This window comes from Acidovorax sp. SUPP950, assembly GCF_030158935.1.
Taxonomy (GTDB): domain Bacteria; phylum Pseudomonadota; class Gammaproteobacteria; order Burkholderiales; family Burkholderiaceae_C; genus Paracidovorax.
The window spans coordinates 1,820,629-1,838,477 of record NZ_BQXE01000001.1 but is presented as its reverse complement, the minus strand read 5'-3'; the positions used below and the strand labels follow the sequence as shown (position 1 = coordinate 1,838,477).

Annotated in this window: 14 protein-coding genes and 1 pseudogene; 8 read left to right on the top strand and 7 right to left on the bottom strand. The window is 67.3% G+C overall.

The genetic code is table 11. From position 1 onward, the window contains the following. The first annotated feature begins 42 nt into the window (after window positions 1-42). The 3 genes from AVME950_RS08475 to AVME950_RS08465 are packed head-to-tail and all read left to right on the top strand — an operon-like array spanning window position 43 to window position 4,185. Window positions 43-1,632: an ABC transporter substrate-binding protein gene (locus tag AVME950_RS08475; RefSeq protein WP_284429433.1), complete on the top strand. Its 1,590-nt coding sequence runs from the start codon at window positions 43-45 to the stop codon at window positions 1,630-1,632. A gap of 3 nt (window positions 1,633-1,635) precedes the next feature. Then, window positions 1,636-2,958, top strand: a complete 1,323-nt coding sequence (locus AVME950_RS08470) for an acyl-CoA thioesterase/bile acid-CoA:amino acid N-acyltransferase family protein (RefSeq protein WP_284429432.1) — start codon at window positions 1,636-1,638, stop codon at window positions 2,956-2,958. 51 nt (window positions 2,959-3,009) lie between these two features. Continuing rightward, window positions 3,010-4,185, top strand: a complete 1,176-nt coding sequence (locus tag AVME950_RS08465) for a CMD domain-containing protein (protein ID WP_284429431.1) — start codon at window positions 3,010-3,012, stop codon at window positions 4,183-4,185. Window positions 4,186-4,216: 31 nt separating this feature from the next. Here the strand turns inward: AVME950_RS08465 and AVME950_RS08460 are convergent, their stop codons facing one another. Then, window positions 4,217-4,948, bottom strand: a complete 732-nt coding sequence (locus AVME950_RS08460) for a DsbA family protein (protein WP_284429430.1) — start codon at window positions 4,946-4,948, stop codon at window positions 4,217-4,219. Continuing rightward, window positions 4,942-5,838 (bottom strand): annotated as a pseudogene (locus tag AVME950_RS08455) (MBL fold metallo-hydrolase); the annotation flags it as partial. The pseudogene AVME950_RS08455 and the gene AVME950_RS08460, both read right to left, overlap by 7 nt. Window positions 5,839-5,961: 123 nt before the next feature. Here AVME950_RS08455 and AVME950_RS08450 point away from each other — a divergent pair. Then, window positions 5,962-6,912, top strand: a complete 951-nt coding sequence (locus tag AVME950_RS08450; RefSeq protein ID WP_284429428.1) for a LysR family transcriptional regulator — start codon at window positions 5,962-5,964, stop codon at window positions 6,910-6,912. A gap of 58 nt (window positions 6,913-6,970) precedes the next feature. Here AVME950_RS08450 and AVME950_RS08445 read toward each other — a convergent pair whose 3' ends face one another. From AVME950_RS08445 to AVME950_RS08430, 4 genes are all read right to left on the bottom strand, one after another. Further along, window positions 6,971-7,750, bottom strand: a complete 780-nt coding sequence (locus tag AVME950_RS08445) for an enoyl-CoA hydratase (protein WP_284405319.1) — start codon at window positions 7,748-7,750, stop codon at window positions 6,971-6,973. 73 nt (window positions 7,751-7,823) lie between these two features. Next, window positions 7,824-9,614 carry a M61 family metallopeptidase gene (locus tag AVME950_RS08440; protein ID WP_284429427.1) on the bottom strand — a complete coding sequence of 597 codons (1,791 nt, stop codon included), beginning with the start codon at window positions 9,612-9,614 and terminating at the stop codon, window positions 7,824-7,826. A gap of 111 nt (window positions 9,615-9,725) precedes the next feature. Continuing rightward, window positions 9,726-10,445 (bottom strand): DsbC family protein, encoded by a 720-nt coding sequence (locus AVME950_RS08435; protein ID WP_284408030.1) that lies wholly within the window; start codon window positions 10,443-10,445, stop codon window positions 9,726-9,728. A gap of 87 nt (window positions 10,446-10,532) precedes the next feature. Next, window positions 10,533-11,663, bottom strand: a complete 1,131-nt coding sequence (locus tag AVME950_RS08430) for an FAD-dependent monooxygenase (protein WP_284429426.1) — start codon at window positions 11,661-11,663, stop codon at window positions 10,533-10,535. Between the two features lie 96 nt (window positions 11,664-11,759). Here AVME950_RS08430 and AVME950_RS08425 point away from each other — a divergent pair, with 96 nt between their 5' ends. From AVME950_RS08425 to AVME950_RS08410, 4 genes are all read left to right on the top strand, one after another. After that, window positions 11,760-12,632, top strand: a complete 873-nt coding sequence (locus AVME950_RS08425; RefSeq protein ID WP_272567326.1) for an MOSC domain-containing protein — start codon at window positions 11,760-11,762, stop codon at window positions 12,630-12,632. Between the two features lie 101 nt (window positions 12,633-12,733). After that, window positions 12,734-13,828, top strand: a complete 1,095-nt coding sequence (gene ychF / locus AVME950_RS08420; protein ID WP_272567328.1) for a redox-regulated ATPase YchF — start codon at window positions 12,734-12,736, stop codon at window positions 13,826-13,828. Between the two features lie 403 nt (window positions 13,829-14,231). Further along, the gene (locus tag AVME950_RS08415; protein WP_284429425.1) at window positions 14,232-14,666 is read left to right on the top strand and encodes a hypothetical protein; all 435 of its coding nucleotides are present in this window, start codon (window positions 14,232-14,234) and stop codon (window positions 14,664-14,666) included. Window positions 14,667-14,691: 25 nt separating this feature from the next. Continuing rightward, window positions 14,692-14,901, top strand: coding sequence for a hypothetical protein (locus tag AVME950_RS08410; protein ID WP_284429424.1), 210 nt, complete (start codon window positions 14,692-14,694; stop codon window positions 14,899-14,901). Window positions 14,902-15,117: 216 nt separating this feature from the next. On the opposite strand, the gene AVME950_RS08405 is transcribed toward AVME950_RS08410, so the two are convergent. Then, a complete protein-coding gene (locus AVME950_RS08405) occupies window positions 15,118-17,535 on the bottom strand; it encodes a DUF4238 domain-containing protein (RefSeq protein ID WP_284429423.1) in 2,418 nt (805 codons plus the stop codon). Window positions 17,536-17,849 lie beyond the last annotated feature (314 nt).

The window sequence follows — 17,849 nt, the reverse complement described above, 5'->3', positions numbered from 1 at the left end:
GCCCCCGCCGTATCCCGTTCGTTTTTTCCTGAAAGGCCCGCCATGACTTCCTTCCGCCTCGCCACCCTGGCCGCCGCCGCGCTGCTCGCCGCTACCGGTGCCACTGGCGCGCTCGCGCAGAACGGCAACACGCTGTCCATCGGCTTCGCCGACCCGGTGTCGTCGGTCGATCCGCAGCTCAACAACCACGCGGGCGACCGCTCGCTGGCGCTGCATTTCTGGGACTCGCTGGTCAACTCGCGCGACGGCGGCAAGCTGGAGCCGGGCCTGGCCGCCAGCTGGAAGACGCTGGACGACAAGACCTGGGAGTTCAAGCTGCGCACCGACGTGAAGTGGCAGGACGGCACGCCCTTCACCGCCGACGACATCGTGTTCTCGTTCCAGCGCGCGCGCAACGTGCCCGGCAGCGTGGCGTCCTATGCGGGCGCGCTGCGCACGGTCGAATCGACCACGGCCAAGGACGCGCACACCGTCATCGTCAAGACCAACACGCCCAACCCCATGCTGCCGCTGGAGATCGCCTCGATCTACATCGTGAGCAAGCACGTGGGCGAAAAATCGAAGACCGAGGACTACAACGCCGGCCGCGCCGTCGTGGGCACGGGGCCGTACAAATTCATCTCCTACGTGCCGGGCGACCGCACGGTGTTCGAGCGCAGCGCGAGCTACTACGGCACCAAGCCGCTGTGGGAGAAGGTGAACTACCGCTACATCAACAACGGCGCGGCACGCACCGCCGCGCTGCTGGCGGGCGATGTGGACGTGATCGACAAGGTCGCCGTGACCGACGTGGAGAAGCTGCGCAAGACGCCCAGCGTGAGCGTGTACACCTACCCCGGCCTGCGCGCGCTGCTGCTGCAGCCCAGCTTCAAGGCCGGCGCCAACGAGTTCGTCACCGACAACGCGGGCAAGCCGCTCGCGCAGAATCCGTTGCGGGACGTGCGCGTGCGCCAGGCGCTGTCGCTGGCCATCAACCGCAAGGCCATCGTGGACCGCGTGCTGCAGGGCACGGTGACCGAGGCCAACCAGTGGATGCCCAAGGGCAGCTTCGGCTACAACCCCGAGGTCAAGGACATTCCCTACAACGTGGAGCAGGCCAAAAAGCTGCTGGCCGAGGCCGGCTTTCCGCAGGGCTTCCAGATCACCATCCACGTGCCCGGCGACCGCTACCCGCAGGCCCCCGAAACCGTGCAGGCCGTGGCCCAGTTTTGGAGCCGCGCGGGCGTGAAGACCAAGGTGGAGGTGCTGCCCTGGGCCTCGTACGCCAGCCGTGCCAACAAGAACGACTTCGCCGTCAGCGTGATCGCCTGGGGCAACGGCACGGGAGAGGCCGGCTACGGCCTGCTGCAGACGCTCGCCACCACCGATGCCCAGCGCGGGCGCGGCGCCAACAACTGGGGCCGCTACAGCAACGAAGCGGTGGACAAGGCGCTCGATGCCGCCACGGTGGAGTTCGACGCGCGCCGCCGCGAGGCCGTGTTCCGCCATGCCGCCAAGCTGGTCACGGACGACGTGGGCCAGATCCCGCTGTTCCACTACCAGAACATCTGGGCGGCCAAGAAGGGGCTGAAGGTCGAGCCGATCCTGAGCGACCGCACCACTGCCCTGCAAGTCACCCGCGTGGGCAAGTAAGGCGTGGCCGCGCTCACCATCACCCCCGCCGACGCGCTGATCGACGTGCCGCGCCGCATCATGGCCAGCGGGCTCGTGCCGGGCGAGACCGTCACGCTGCGCAGCCACACCCTGCGCGGCCCGGGCGTCGCCTGGCGCGCCGAGGCCGTCTTCGAGGCCGATGCCCAGGGCACGGTGGACCTGTCGCGCGACGCGCCGCGGTCGGGCAGCTACGCCGGCGTGTCGCCCATGGGCCTGGTGTGGTCGCAGGTGCCCGACGGCGGGCAGGCGCCGCGCGCGCTGTTCGCCAGCACCCCGGCCGCGCCGCTGGCCACCGAGGTCACCCTGGAGCGCGGCGCGCCGGGCGGCGCGCCGCTCCCGGGCCGTTTCGTGCAGCACTTGGTCGGCCCCGGCGTGGTGCGGCGCGACGTGCGTGACGAGGGCCTGTCGGGCACGCTGTTCCTGCCGCCGGGCCCGGGACCGCACCCGGCCGTGCTGGTGCTCAACGGCTCGGGCGGGGGCATCAACGAGCCGCGTGCGGCGCTGTACGCCTCGCACGGCTACGCGGCGCTGGCGCTGGGCTACTTCCAGTCGCCGGGGCGGCCCGACCACATCTCGGACACGCACCTCGAATACTTCGAGACCGCGCTCGCCTGGCTGCATCGCACGGTGCGCCCGCGCGGCGGCTTCGTCGCGCTGAGTGGGCAGTCGCGCGGCGGCGAGCTGGTGCTGCTGCTGGGCACGCTGTTCCCGGAGCAGGTCTCGGCCGTCATCGGCTACGTGCCGGGCGCGGTGGTGCACAGCGCGCAGAACGCGTGCAACCCCGCCAACGGCCCCGACAGCCGCAACGGCCCGGCGTGGATCTTCCGCGGCCAGCCGCTGCCGCACCTGTGGGAGAACAACCGCACGGCCACCTGGGCGCCGTGGGACGAGGGACCCGAGCCGCGCCGCCATGCCAACGCGCTGCTCACCGCGCTGCAGGACGAGGAGGCCGTGGAGCGCGCCCGCATCCGCGTGGAGCGCATCCGCGGCCCGGTGCTGCTGCTGACCGCCGAGGACGACGGCTCCTGGCCCTCGTCGCGCTACGGCCGCATGGTCGTGGAGCGGCTGAAGGCCCATGCGCACCCGCACCCGGTGGCGCAGTACGACTACGCGGGCGCGGGGCATTCGATTTTGTTTCCCTACCTGCCCACCACGCAGACCGTGTACGCCCACCCGGTCTCGGGCCGGCTCAGCACCGGCGGCGGCGCGCCCGCGCCCAACGCCTGGGCCGACGAACACTCGTGGCGGCAGGTGCTATCGTTTTTGAAGCAAGCTGCCCTAGAAGAATCTGTGCTGCAACCCTAAAACACTGATATTCCTGGCGGCCGACATGAGGCCGCCCCACCGGAGCCGACCATGACCGATGCATCCCTTTCCCCCGATCGGGTGGACACCCTGGTGCCGCTGACCGCAGGCGACCCCGTGCACGCCGTGCGCCACCAGCGCGACAAGGTGGTCGCCGCCACCCAGGGCAGTTACGACAGCCTGTTCGATCCCGCGCTGGAGGGCCTCTCCCTGGCCGAACGCCTGCTGGCGGCGCGGGCCATCGCCACCCAGGCCGGCAGCGCGCCGGTGGCGGCGCACTACACGGCGCGGCTGCAGGGCTTGGCCGACCTCACGCCCGCGCAGCGCGCGGCCCTGGACCCGGGCGATTCGCCAGTGCAGGACCCGCGCCTGCAGGCCATCCTGCGCTTTGCCGACCTGCTGGCCGCGCGGCCGGTGGAGGGCGACCGCGAGGCGCTGCTGCAGCTGCCCGCCGCCGGCCTGTCCACGCCCGCCGTGGTGGCGCTGGCGCAGCTCATCGCCTTCGTGGCCTACCAGGTGCGCGTGGTGGCGGGGCTGCAGGCCCTGGCGGCGCTCGGCACGCCGGCGGCTTCGCCCGCCGCCGCCGCTGGCGAACCGGCCCCGGCCGCCGCGCCGTTCGTGCACCCGGCCAATCTCCCGAAGCCCGGCGAGCCCGTGCGCGTGAACGGCTACACCAGCGAGACGCTGGAGTGGAAAGCCTGGCTGCCCGTGCTGGACCTGGCGCAGGCCTCGCCCGCGCAACTGGCGGTGCTCGAGGCCAGCCACCCCAAGGCCAAGACCAGCGATTACTACCGCGTGCTGGTGCACCAGCCGCGCATCCTGGAGGAGCGGTCGATCGTGTTCAACGCGATCATGTACGCGCCCGGCGGCCTGTCGCGCGCCGAGCGCGAACTCGCCAGTGCCGTGGTCTCGCGCGTGAACGGCTGCGTGTACTGCGCCTCGGTGCATGCGCAGCGGTTCGAGCAGCTGGCCAAGCGCAATGACGTGATCGTGCAGGTGTTCACCGAGCCACAGGGCGCGGGCACCACCGCGCGAGAACAGGCCATCGTGCAGGCCAGCATCGACCTCACGCGCGCGCCCGGCGCGTTCGGTGCAGACCAGGTGCGGCCGCTGCGCGCGGCCGGCCTGTCGGACCTGGAAATCCTCGACGCCGTCCACGCCGTGGCCATCTTCGCCTGGGCCAACCGGCTGATGCTCAACCTGGGCGAACCGGTGTTCCCCGGCTGAAAAACGCAGGGCAGGGGATGCCCGCCCGCCATCAGATCGCGCAGCCGTCCGGGCCACAGGCCAGGGCACTGCCGGCCGGCGCGATGGCGGCCCGCCCGGCCTCCAGGTGCTGGCGCAGCACGGTCTTCCAGGCCTCGGGCTGGCCCAGCCAGGGGCCGATGTCCAGCGTCTGCAGCGGCGAGCCCGGCTGCTCCAGCGCCAGGGTGGGAAAGCCCTGGCCGCCCGCGCGGGCCAGCCATTGGCGGCTTTCCGCGAAGTGCGCCTGCGTGGGTGCGCCTTGCCACTGCGCGAAGGCGGCGCGGAACGCCTCGGCGTCCAGGCCCAGTTCGGCCGCCAGATCCTGCAGCACGGCGGCGTCCGCCACGCGGCGGCCTTGCACATAGTGCGCCTGCTGGATGCGGTGCGCCATGTCCAGCCCGCGCTGGCCCAGGGCCTGGGCGGCCAGGATGGCGGTGGTCGGTGGTTCCGAATCCATCACCGCCGTCGGGTCGCGCAGCAGGCCTTCGAAGTACGCCTCGCCGAAGGGCTGGCCGGTGAGCTGGGCGATGCGCCGGTCGTGCGGCACCACGTGGTCGCGCCACCGGGGTGTGATGGCGATGCGGTTGGGGCCGGCCAGCATGCCGCCGCCGTGCAGCGCGATCGCCAGGCCCGGCACCTGCCGCGCGGCTTGCACCAGCGGCGCGGCGGCGTAGCACCAGCCGCACAGCGGGTCGAAGACGTAGTGCAGCACCGCAGACGGTGCGGCGGCGTTCACTGAGGCCATTTCATTTCGCCCTTGATGACCTTGGCGCCCAGCTCCAGCGACGACGATTCGCCCAGTTGCGGATAGCGCTTCTTCATGGCGGCGACCAGCGCGGCCGAGTCCTTGGCGCGGGCGGCTTCTTCCTCGAAGGCCTTCACGTAGCCGCGGGTGAATGCCACCGAGGCCGTGCTGCGCGGCTCCCGGCCGCTGGCGTCCGGCACGAAGTGGCCCGGTACCACGACCTCCGGCTGCAGCGCGTCGATCTGGTCGAGCGTGGCGAGCCAGTCGCGGCGCGATTCGGGCGTCTGCGTGTCGGCCATCCAGACGTGGATGTTGGCGGCCACCGGCACGCCGCCCACCACGGCTTTCAGCGAAGGAATCCACACCACCGTGCGGCCGGGCGTCGGGCCGTTCAGGCCGACCACCTGGATGGCCTGGCCTTCCAGCGTGATGGTGTCGCCCTGCAGCGGCTCGGGCACCACCAGGGCTTGGGGCGCGTTGCCCTTGAGGATGGGGCCCCAGTGGGCGAGCTTGCCGTCCTTGGAGGCCTGGATGCCGGCCACCGTCTGCGGCGTGGCGACGATGCGGGCCGCGGGGAAGGCGGCTTTTATGACGTCCAGGCCGAAGTAGAAATCGGGGTCCTTGTGGCTGATGTACACCGTGGTCAGCTTCTTGCCGCTGGCGTGGATTTTCTCCACCAGCGCCTGGGCGTCGTCGCGCTGGAATTGCGCGTCGATCAGCACGGCTTCGGTCTCGCCCGTGATCAGCTCCGACGACACGGGGAACAGGCTCTTGGTGCCGGGGTTGTACACCTGCAGCTGCAGCGGGCCGGCGGCCAGCGCCACGGCGGCGAAACCGAGGCTGGCGGCGCCGGCGATCAGGGTGCGAAGGAATCGGGGGGTGCGGGACATGGCGGGCTCCTGGTCAGCGAGGGTTTGGATAAAGGAAATAAGGAATGGGCTGGATCGTAGGTTGCCTGGATCGGCCGAAAAACCCCCTACCATGCAAAGCTTTGTTGCATCGATCGATCGAATATGGACCGCCTCACCGCCGCCGACGTCTTCGTGCGCATCGCCGAGCGCGGCAGCATGACCGCCGCCGCCGAATCGCTGGACATGTCGCGCGCCATGGTCACGCGCTACCTCGCGCAGATGGAGGCCTGGGCCGGCGCCCGGCTCCTGCACCGCACCACGCGGCGCCTCGGCCTCACGGCGGCCGGCGAGCAGGCCCTGGCGCGCTGCCGGCGCATGCTGGAGCTGGCCGCCGAGATGGCGGTGCCGGTGGGCGAGGGGGCCGAGGTGCCGCGCGGCCTGCTGCGCATCGCCAGTTCGCAGTCGCTCGCGCAGGAGGTGCTGTCGCCCGCGGTGGCCGAGTTCCTGCGCCGCCATCCGCTGGTGGCCATCGACCTGCACATCGATTCCCGGCCGGTCAACCTCGTGCAGGAGCGCATCGACCTGGCGGTGCGCATCAGCAACGACCTGGACCCCAACCTCATCGCCCGCACGCTGGGCGAATGCGCATCGGTGGTGTGCGCCGCGCCCGCCTACCTGGCCGCCCACGGCACGCCGCGCCGCGCGCAGGACCTGGCGACGCACAACTGCCTCACGTATTCGTACTTCGGGCGCAGCCTGTGGGAGTTCACGCACCGGGGCGAGCGCATCGCGGTGCCGGTGGGCGGCAACCTGAGCGCCAACGAATCCCAGGTGCTGCTGGCCGCCGCGCTGCACGGCGCGGGCGTGACGCTGCAGCCGGTCTATGCCGCCGCGCCGCTGATCGCGCAGGGGCGGCTCACGGCGCTGCTGCCGGCCCATGCGCCGCGCACGCTGGGCGTGCACGGCGTGTACGCCTCGCGCCGGCAGGTGCCGCCGGCGCTGCGCGCGCTGCTGGATTTCCTGGTGGAGCGCTTCGCCGATCCGGCGCACTGGCAGGCCGGGCTGCCGGTGCCGGCCGCCAAGGCGCCATCGCCGGCGAAAAAAAGCCGCTGAAGGCAGCGGCGGGGGTCGGTGCCTCAGCCCCTTGGCAGGGGCCGCGCGGTATGGCGCCTCACTGGTGGGTGAAGGTCGCCTTGCGCTTGTTCACGAAGGCGTCCATGCCTTCCTTCTGGTCGCTGGTGGCGAACAGCGCGTGGAACAGGCGGCGCTCGAACATCACGCCGTCCGACAGCCCGCTCTCGAACGCGCGGTTGACCGATTCCTTGGCCGCCATCACGGCGATCTGCGAGAAGTCGCTGATCTGCAGCGCGGCGCCCAGGGCCTCGTCCATCAGCTGGGCGAAGGGCACGACGCGGCTGACCAGCCCGGCGCGCTCGGCCTCGGCGGCATCCATCATGCGGCCGGTGAGGGCCATGTCCATGGCCTTGGACTTGCCCACCGCGCGCGGCAGGCGCTGCGTGCCGCCGGCCCCGGGGATGACGCCCAGCTTGATCTCGGGCTGGCCGAACTTGGCGTTGTCGGCCGCGATGATGAAGTCGCACATCATGGCCAGCTCGCAGCCGCCGCCCAGGGCGAAGCCGCTCACCGCGGCGATCACCGGCTTGCGGATGGAGCGGATGCGCTCCCAGTTGCGCGTGATGTAGTCGCCCTTGTACGCATCGGCGAAGCTGTACTGCGCCATGGCGCCGATGTCCGCGCCTGCGGCGAAGGCCTTTTCGCTGCCGGTGACGATGACGCAGCCGATCTTCTCGTCGGCGTCGAAGGCCTGCAGCGCCTCGCCCAGCTCGTTCATGAGCTGGTCGTTCAGCGCGTTCAATTGCTTGGGCCGGTTCAGCGTGATGACGCCGACCTTGTCCGCCTCGATGCGGACCTCGATGACTTCGTAGGCCAAGGGGTATCTCCGTTGCTCGTTGTGATCGGCAGACTATACCCAAGGGGCTCCCGAAAGCCTCTGCAAGCTTTCTCTATTGGCCCGCGCCGCCGTCCAGCCAGCGGTTGGCCAGGGCCGCATCGGCCACCGACAGGCCGATGGTGTCGACCTCGGCCTCGGCGCCCGCATGGGCCGTCGAGGGCAGTTCCAGCGGCAGCTCCAGCAGCCGCCGGTCCCGCGCCACCAGCGCCGTCACGCGGGGCTCCACGCCGGCGTAGAGCGGCACGTCGTCCAGCCGCTGCACGCGCCAGGCCTCACCCTGCACCTCGATCCCCAGCCATTCGTCGCCGGCCGCGAAGCCCGCCTGCTCGGCCAGGCCGCCGCGCAGCACCACCTTGATCTGCAGGCCCTGGCCCTCCGCCACCCGCACCCCCAGGCGCTGGGCCAGCTGCGCCGGCTCGCCCTGCAGCGTCACGCCGTTGGCCGCCAGCAGCTCGGCCAGGGGCAGATCGTCGGTGCCGTGCACCCACTGCGCGATCTCGGTGGCGAACGAGCGGCCCGCCAGCGCCTGGATCGCGTCGAGCAGGTCGGCTTCGGACATGGGGCCGGCGGCGCAGCGTTCCCACAGGGCGCGCATCACGTCGTCCAGCGTGGCCTGGCCTTCGCGGCGCAGCGCGAGGTCCAGGCACAGCGCCACCAGCGAGCCCTTGGTGTAGTAGCTCACCGTGCTGTTGGGCGTGTTCTCGTCCTGGCGGTAGTACTTGACCCAGGCGTCGAAGCTGGCCTGCGCCACCGACTGCACCTTGCGGCCGGGCGTCTGCAGCACCTGGTTGACGGTCTTGGCGAGCAGGCGCAGGTAGGTGGCGTTGTCGATCAGGCCCGCGCGGCGCAGCAGCAGGTCGTCGTAGTAGCTCGTGAAACCCTCGAAGAACCACAGCAGGCGCGTGTAGTTCTCCTGGGTGTAGTCGTACTGCGCGAACTCCGCCGGGCGCAGGCGCTTGACGTTCCAGGTATGAAAGTGCTCGTGGCTCACCAGCCCGAGCAGCGTGTTGTAGCCCTCGGGCGCGCGTGCCTGGCCGATGCGCGGAAGGTCGCGCCGCCCGCAGATCAGCGCGGTGGAGTTGCGGTGCTCCAGGCCCCCGTAGCCGTCGTCCACCACGTTCAGCAGGAACAGGTAGTTCTGGTAGGGCGGCTTGCCGCTGCCGTGCCAGAAGCGGATGCCGGCCTCGCAGATGCGGCGCACGTCGGCCACGATGCGGTTGCCGTCGAATGAAGGCGCGGCGCCCGCGATCACCAGCCGGTGCGGCACGCCGCAGGCCGTGAAGCGGATGCTCCAGAACGGGCCCATCTCCACGGGGCAGTCCACCAGTTCGTCGTAGTGCTCGGCGCGGTAGGTTCCGAAGCCGGCGCGCGTGGTCTTCTCGGCGGCGAGCCCGGTGGCGACGGACCAGCGCGCCACGGCGGGCGTGCTCACGATTTCCAGGTCGTGTCGCGCGGACTCCTGGCCGTGCACGCGCAGGCACAGGCTGGTGCCGTTGAAGAAGCCGCGCGTGGCATCCAGAAAGGCGGTGCGCACCGAGGTGTCGTAGGCGCAGACTTCGTACGTGAGCACCAGCGGGTGGTCGTTGCGGCACTGCACCTCCCAGCGGCACTTGTCCATCTGGGCGAGGGGCACGTCCTTGCCGTCCTGCTGCGCGCGCAGGTTCTGCAGGTTCTTGGCGAATTCGCGCACCAGGTAGCTGCCGGGAATCCAGACGGGCAGCGACAGCGCCTGCCGGGCCGCGGGCCTGGCCACCGTCAGCGTCACGCTGAACAGGTGGGCGTGCAGTTGCGCGGGCTCGACGCGGTAGTGGACGGCGGGGTGGGCGTGGCGAAGGGCGGACATGGTGCGTGCGGCGCTGAAGGGTCGGGGAAGGCCCGGGCCGGCGCAGGGAGTGGTCCGCGCCGCCCGGCGGTCAGGAGCGTGCGCCGCGGCAGCCGCCGCGCACGCCGGGGCTCAATTGCCGGAGCCGCCGGCGTCGGCCATGCGCTTTTCGACTTCCTGCGCGTTGATCGCGCCCGGCACGCGGGAGCCGTCGGCGAAGATGATCGTCGGCGTGCCGGTGATCTTGTGCTTCTTGCCGAAGGCCAGGTTGCGCTGCACGGCCGCGGTGTCGCAGCTGGCGGCGGGTGCCGGCTTGTCGCGCACCATCTGGTCCTGCCAGGCCACTACGCGGTCCTTGGCGCACCAGATGTTGCGGGACTTCTCGGCCGAATCGGGGCTCAGGATGGGGTACAGGAACATGTACACCGTGACGTTGTCCACGTTCTGCAGGTCCTTCTCGAAGCGCTTGCAGTAGCCGCAGTTGGGGTCCTCGAACACCGCGATCTTGCGCTTGCCGTTGCCGCGCACGATGGTGAAGGCATCCTTGAACGGCAGCGCGTCAAAGTCCACCGCGGTGAGCTTGTTGATGCGGTCTTCGGTCAGGTTGCGCCGGGCCTTGGTGTCGATCAGCTCGCCCTGGATCAGGTAGTTGCCCTTGGCATCGGTGTAGAACAGGTCGGTGCCGATGCGCACCTCGTACAGGCCCTGCATGGGCGTGCTGCGCACCTCGTCGATCTTCTCCAGCTGCGGAATGCGGTCGGACAGGGCCTTGCGGATGACCGTTTCCTGGGCGAACGCGCCGAGGGACAGGGTGAGCGCGGCGCCGGCCAGCAGGGAAGGGATCAGTTTCATGCGATTCTTTCGTTCTTCAACTCGTTGTTCATCAATGCGCCGCGGCGCTCGCCAGCGGCCCGCCTTGCGGCCCTTCGGTCCATCCCGTCAGCGCAGGCCCATGGCCTGGCGCGTCACCCAATCCTTGAGCGGGCCGCTGCGCTCGAAGCCCTTCATGCCCCAGTTGCGCAGCGCCATCAAAGGCCCCTCGCTGCGCGAGAAAAGCTGCTGCAGCCCGTCCATCGTCCAGCCCATCGGCAGCAGGGCCGCCTTGCGTTCGCGCTCGTACTGGCGCAGCAGCCGCAGGTCGCCCACGCCGCGCCAATAGTCGCGCCCGTTCAGCACACGGGCCAGCGCCTGGGCATCGCCCAGCCCCAGGTTCAGGCCCTGGCCGGCCAGCGGATGCACGTTGTGCGCCGCATCGCCCGCCAGCGCCCAGCTGCGCGCGGCGCCCGGTTGGCCCGGCGCTGCCATGGGGCCGCACCAGCGGTCCGCGCGGGCCTGCTGCAGCGGCCAGGCCGTGCGGTCTGCGCTCAACTGCAGGGTACCCAGCGTGTTCTGGCTGGCTTGCTGGATCTGCTGCTCGAATTCGGTGGGGTCCAGGGCCGCCAGGCGCTGCGCCCGGTCCTGCGAGACTGACCAGACGACCGCGACGGAGTTCCCCGCGGCGCCGTCCAGCGGCAAAAAGGCCAGGATGCCATCGGGCAGGAACCACTGCCGCGCCACCTGGCCGTGGGGCCGTTCGCATTGCAGCCGGGTGGCGACCGCGTGCTGCCCATACGGCATGGTGGCGAAGTCCACGCCGAATTCCTCGCGCGTGCGGCTGGCGCGGCCCTCGCACACCACGGTGAGCGCGGCGGGCACCGGGGCGTCCACCCATTCGGCCTGGGGCTGGAACCGCAGGGCATCGGCCAGGCGGGCCTCCAGCGCGGGCACGTCCACGATCCAGGCCAGCGCTTCGGTGCCCTGGCGTTCGGCATCGAACGTCACCTCGCCGCCCTGGTCGCCATGCACCTGCATCTGCCGCACCGCGGTGGCGTGGGCGGCATCGGGCCACCCGCGCACCGATTCGAGCAGCCCGCGCGAGGCGGCGTTCAAGGCATAGGCGCGCACATCGGCCGCCGGGGGGGCGGGCGTGCCGACCAGGGCCACGCGGAGCCGTTCGCGGGCCAGCAGCAGGGCCAGGGTGCGGCCCACGACGCCAGCGCCACGGATACATACATCAAAGGTTTGGGCCATGCCGGGCATTGTAGGAGCCGGCCAAGGCGGCGCGGGCGGGCACAATCCCGCTTTCACCGATGGTTTTCGCGCCCGCGCCCCTGGAGCTTTTTCCCCGTGACTTTCCGCCCCGACCACGACCTTGCCGGCACCATCGCGCGCCTGTTCGTCCACCCCGTCAAATCCTGCGCCGGCATCGAAGTGCGCCAGGCGCTGCTCACCGACACCGGGCTGGACCTGGACCGCGCCTGGATGGTCGTGGACGCGGCCGGCCACTTCCTCACCCAGCGCACGCTGCCGCGCATGGCCCTGGTCCGGCCCCAGCTCAAGGTGCATGAGATGGTGCTGCGCGCCCCCGGCATGCTCGCGCTGCACGTGGCGATCGATCAGGTGGAGGGCCCCGCCACTGTGCAACTGTGGGACGACACGGTGCCCGCCTGGGACATGGGCCCGCTGGCCGCCCAGTGGTTCACCGACTTCCTGGGCCAGCCCTGCCGCATGGTGCGGTTCGACCCCGAGCACCGCCGGCTGTCCAGCCCCAAGTGGACCGACGGCCTGGAGGTGCCCAACCTCTTTTCCGACGGCTTCCCGCTGCTGCTGGCCAGCCAGGCGTCGCTGGACGGGCTGAACGAGCGGCTGCGGGCCGCCGGCCACGCGGCCGTGGGCATGGAGCGCTTTCGCCCCAACATCGTGGTCGATGGACTGCACGCGCACGACGAGGACCGCATCGACCGGCTCTACATCGGCACCGGGGAGGGCGAGGAAGTGCACCTGCAGCCCACCAAGCCCTGCGCGCGCTGCCCCATCCCGGACATCGACCCGGCCACCGCCGCCAGCAGCCCCGAGGTGAGCGACATGATGCGCACCTACCGCCACGACCGCCGGCTGGGCGGCGCCGTCACCTTCGGCATGAACGCCATCGTGCGCGAAGGCGCGGGCCGCATGCTGCGCGTGGGCCAGCCCGTCGCGGCCGATCTACGCTTCGACTGAATCGCCCGCTCGAAAAGGGCCGGGATCCGCCCGGCCGCCAGGGCCCCGGGCCCACCCCGTAAAATCGCGGGTTTGTCTCCCGAACACCTGAAAGCCCTGCCATGAGCCTGAAATGCGGCATCGTGGGCCTGCCCAATGTGGGCAAGTCCACCCTCTTCAACGCGCTGACCAAGGCCGGCATCGCCGCCGAGAACTATCCGTTCTGCACCATCGAGCCCAACACGGGCGTGGTGGAAGTGCCCGATCCCCGCCTGCAGCAACTCGCCGGCATCATCACGCCCGAGCGCATCGTGCCGGCCATCGTCGAGTTCGTGGACATCGCGGGCCTCGTGGCCGGCGCCAGCCAGGGCGAAGGCCTGGGCAACCAGTTCCTCGCGCATATCCGCGAGACCGACGCCATCGTGAACGTGGTGCGCTGCTTCGAGGACGACAACGTCATCCACGTGGCCGGCCGCGTGGACCCGATCTCCGACATCGAAGTCATCCAGACCGAGCTGTGCCTGGCCGACCTCGCCACGGTGGAAAAGGCGCTCAACCGTTACAGCAAGGCCGCCAAGTCGGGCAACGACAAGGAAGCCGCCAAGCTGGTGTCCCTGCTCACGCCCATCCAGGCCGCGCTCGACCAGGGCAAGCCCGCGCGCACCGTGCCATTGAGCAAGGAAGACGCCCCGCTGCTCAAGCCCTTCTGCCTCATCACCGCCAAGCCCGCCATGTTCGTGGGCAACGTGAGCGAAGATGGCTTCGAGAACAACCCGCTGCTGGAGCGCCTCAAGGAATACGCCGCCGCCCAGAACGCGCCCGTCGTGGCCATCTGCGCCAAGATGGAAGCGGAAATGTCCGAGATGAGCGACGAGGACCGCGACATGTTCCTGGCCGAGATGGGCCAGGCCGAGCCCGGCCTGAACCGCCTGATCCGCGCCGGCTTCAACCTGCTGGGCCTGCAGACCTACTTCACGGCCGGCGTGAAGGAAGTGCGCGCCTGGACCATCCACGTGGGCGACACCGCGCCCCAGGCCGCCGGCGTGATCCACGGCGACTTCGAGCGCGGCTTCATCCGTGCCCAGACGATCGCCTTCGAGGACTTCATCGCCTTCAAGGGCGAGCAGGGCGCCAAGGACGCGGGCAAGATGCGCGCGGAAGGCAAGGAATACGTCGTCAAGGATGGCGACGTGATGAACTTTCTGTTCAACGTTTAAACCGGCACGCGTCGGTTTTTCCAAGCTTGGCCGACGTTTGCGGGCGTCGGCCAGCGCTCAGAAAAATGCAGGCCTGTCTGGTGGCGCTCTCGATTCCTTGATTTCAACAAGAGCGAAATAGCGCTTCTTGGACAGAGCTTTGCCGCAGATGCATATTGCAGTGGCGGAGTTCAGCCAGGCCGTTGACCTGAACGCTCGCGATAAGCTTCTCGCAGCAGACATCTATGGGCCAGCATGCTCTCTTTCGGCTGAACAGTAGTTTCAGGCTGATTTCGGGCTTTTACCCAATCCCCCATTGGCAGGCAGTTTTAGTCCCCAAGCGATTGGTTCCCATTGGCGTGGCGTGAAAACACGGTCTGCGACTTTGGGTGGGATGGCGAATGATGTGCTGTGCAACTGCAGCTTGAAGAGCGAGAAAAATATGCTGTTAACCGATATAGCCGTCGAACACACTCTAATGTCCAAAAATGGGGTTCGTCAGACTTTCTTGCTCCATCCGTTTACCGATACACAGCGAGAGTCGCTTGGTAAATTCGAGATCGTTCGTGACGTCAGTCGGCCAGGATTCAAAGACGTCAAACGTTCGACCTTCGTGACCTTTCAACAATTAGCGGAGTTGTATGCGAAAGGTGCACTCGAAGAATTCGGGTTTTCCGTTCGCATGTGTCCGGGTCAGGGCACGTACCCCGCCAAGAATCCAGCAAAAAAGATACTGCCAACCAGCATCAAGCCAGGCTCACCGTTCGACCTGGCTGTTCAAAAGGTGGATGTTTCAAAACCTGCTAGTCGCGAATTGAGAACCGCCTTGCTTCGCACCGACGTCCAAATTGAAGGGTGACGACGGTGATTGATATGGAGTACCTGTGAATCCATCCGTTGCCCATGCTGAACTCATCGCCACTTTCAAGCGGGCCGAGGCAGATGCCGCTCACAAGTTCGGCTTGATCAAAGCTGCTGCGGTTAAAGGCCCGAAGGCAATCCAAGCCGCCTCCGAAACCGCTGCAAAGGCCGCAAAACGCAGGGACTCGTATGCAAAAAAGCTGGGCAATCTGGGGGTGAGCGTCAAGGATTGAGCACGGCCAAGCCTACAGCGTGATGTGTGGAGAGATGCATGAGCCGCTTCAGGCTGGAAGCGGACATCAATGCAGCCTCCAGCAAAAGGACTTGACCCACTCGCGCCCATGGACAAGGCCATCGCAGAGTCAATATTCCACCACTGCAGATACACCGAGCCCGGTGCGCAAACTCGCTCAGTTGCGCCACAGTTTCGGACCCCTTGCAGCGGGCGACTATGCAGCATTCACGGTGGGCTCAATGAACGGGGCTAAGCGCACCGGTGCCACGTCTTCAGTTCGCCCGAATGTCAGCACCAGTCGAGAAACATCGGTGCGCCGAAATCCCCCCGCTGGTGCAGATGCTCGTACGTTGTAGATCATCAACCCTTCGTCCTCTGGTCCTGGCGCTGCCTCAGCAGTCACATGCTCAGAATCGACCGCAAGCTCTTCACCCTGACGCAACGTCCTAAACGCGGTCCTAAGAAGGTGTCCAGCGGCATCGGCTCCTGCTGGCTTGGACACATGGTGGTACGTCAGGCTTGGGAGTTTGAAATGCAGGGCGTCTATTTGACGAATGACAGTCGCCGCATTTGAATCCGGTTCATATGCGTGCACTCCGTCCGACGCATGAAGTCGCTTCCATTGCGTGTCGGAGTTCGTGTACACAAAAGCGCCGGTCAAGGTGGCAACGAAAAGGCCGGTCTCTCGTGCAAAGGACTTGATGATCCTGAACTCACCCTCAAAGTCGTCGGAGATGGGCATCAGCAAAGCCAGAGGGTCCAGTTCTGCTTCTTGTTTCCAGAGTGCTATGACAGAGTCGATATCGGCATCGGACAGCTCATCGGAGCCCCTGGGGATGCGTTCCTTGATGTAAGACTTCATTTGCTCTGCTGGCAGGCGTTTCAAGAATCGCCGCTTTTCGTCCTGTTCCAAGAAGCGCACCATCGCATCGTCAATAGGGCCGATTTCAATATTCTCTTTGCGATCCGCGATGGCCTTAATCTCCTCACGGTAGCCCAGATCGAAATCCAACGGATCTGGGACGAGGTGAAGCCGTCCCGCCTCGATTGCGCGTTCCAGGACCAAAAGCGTGAATGCGTTGCGAACGGTCTGCTCGCGATGATTTGCCGGCTGATGAATCGGGCTGAACTCCTTGCGCACCGTATCTGCGTTTATGAAGGGATGGACCACCACCAGTTCGTCCACATACGCCAACATACCGGTGATCGACTCCGAAAGGAAACGCGGGTCGATAGATCCCATGAAAAGCGCGCGAGAGCGTCGGCGCTGAGGGCTCGGAAGAAGGTCTATCAGTTGTGTGTCTCTGGGCCAAAGTGCTGCTTGAACCTTGTAGATGCGGCTGACCTGTTCATCGCTGAGTGTGCGCCGCATGCGCAGCCATGAAGCGTCCGAGCCGTCCAGCTGCAGGATGTTTTTTATGGCTCGAATCAGGGCGAGATTGCGTTCCCTGATGCTCATGACGCGCCAAGACGGGCGTATATGCGCCTCAATGTCCGCGCAGCATTCACTGAACTTCAGCCCACCCCCGCAGCCACATTGATCCTCTGGCTGCGGGTTCGTAATCGGCCGAGGTTTGGCGGTCAATTCGTGAGCCTTCGATGTGCGGCCGAACTGGTCTCGGTAGGCAGTCGAGCCGTCGGCGTAGCCGATGAACACCTCGCCGCCAAACTTGAAAAGCCCGTCACGGGGCAGAAAGATCGGCGAGATTTCAGCCCATGAGAGGTTGCAGTAGCGCTCCGGATAGAGCCATTCAGGCCTACCTGCAGCCACGTACTGCTTGGCTCTCGACCGCAGCACGAGGTTGATGGCATGCACTTCATCGTCTGTCAGATGGCGTCCGCGAATCAAGGCGTCCGTACGGGCCATCGCGTCACCACGGAAGCGAGCGTTGGTACGGCGAGCCAGGAGGTTGGCCTCAGAAGGGCTCTCTGCATACTCGAGGTTGGTCAGAATGAGGCAGTGATTGGCATCCAGCGCGAAGATGGTCTGCGTTCCCACCATCTGAACCCCAGGCTCACCGGGGTACTTGCATCCAGTCGAGTCGGGTGACATCTTCGGATTGAAGACCGTGACCGGGTGATCGCTCACCAAGAATTTGACGGTCGCCTTCGAGGCTGAAACGATTTCCCGGACACACTCGGTCCACATCGCACAATGCATCTGGCGCAAGGACTGCATCTGCAGCATCAGGTCAAGCTGCGGCAGCCCGTCGTAGTGCTTCAGGATCCAGTCAAGCCCCTTCGGTGTGCGCAATTTCTGAGCGTCTAGATAGTCGAAGAAGTCCTGAAACCTTCGATGGATCTGAGTTTGATCCCCTGATATCCAGCCACGAACAGCGTCCGCCCCGGTTTTGTCGATGGGTCCAAAGAGGAACGTCTCGATATCGTCGTTGAGGATCGAGCCAAATCGTGTCGTGTAGAGGTCTAGCTCAACGAAGGCAAGCTTTGGCCCCAATTCTTCTACTTCGGGCTCAGCAAGGGTACTCCCGTTGGGCAAGCTCTTGACACCTGGCTGGAGGTTTCGCACGTATAGCTTGTGCCTGCCTTTGGGCATGAATCCGCGCTGATACCACTTCGGAACGTAGTGGTTGTCGCGCGTGACCTGCTTCTCTTTGGTCTTCGGTTGGTTCATGGATCGTTTCAGTAGTCCTTGGCAAAGCGTGTCGCGTTTACCTCACTTTGCGGCGAGCACTTATGCATGTACCGTCATGTTTTACTGTCTGCTGCAGTCCAAATGGCCGCTTTCGCTTCATAGTCGACCTTCAGGTTGACTGACAAGTGCACCCTCTGGGTCGATTACAGCGCCGCCTGTCCGTCGGTGCTCACATTTAGCCGATGGATTTCCATGGCCCGTCTGGGACATCAAGCGTCTGAGCAGAAAGACGACTACCCATCGAATCCTGCTCATGCCTGAGCGCCCAGACCAGCGTCCGAAGGCTGCCTTGC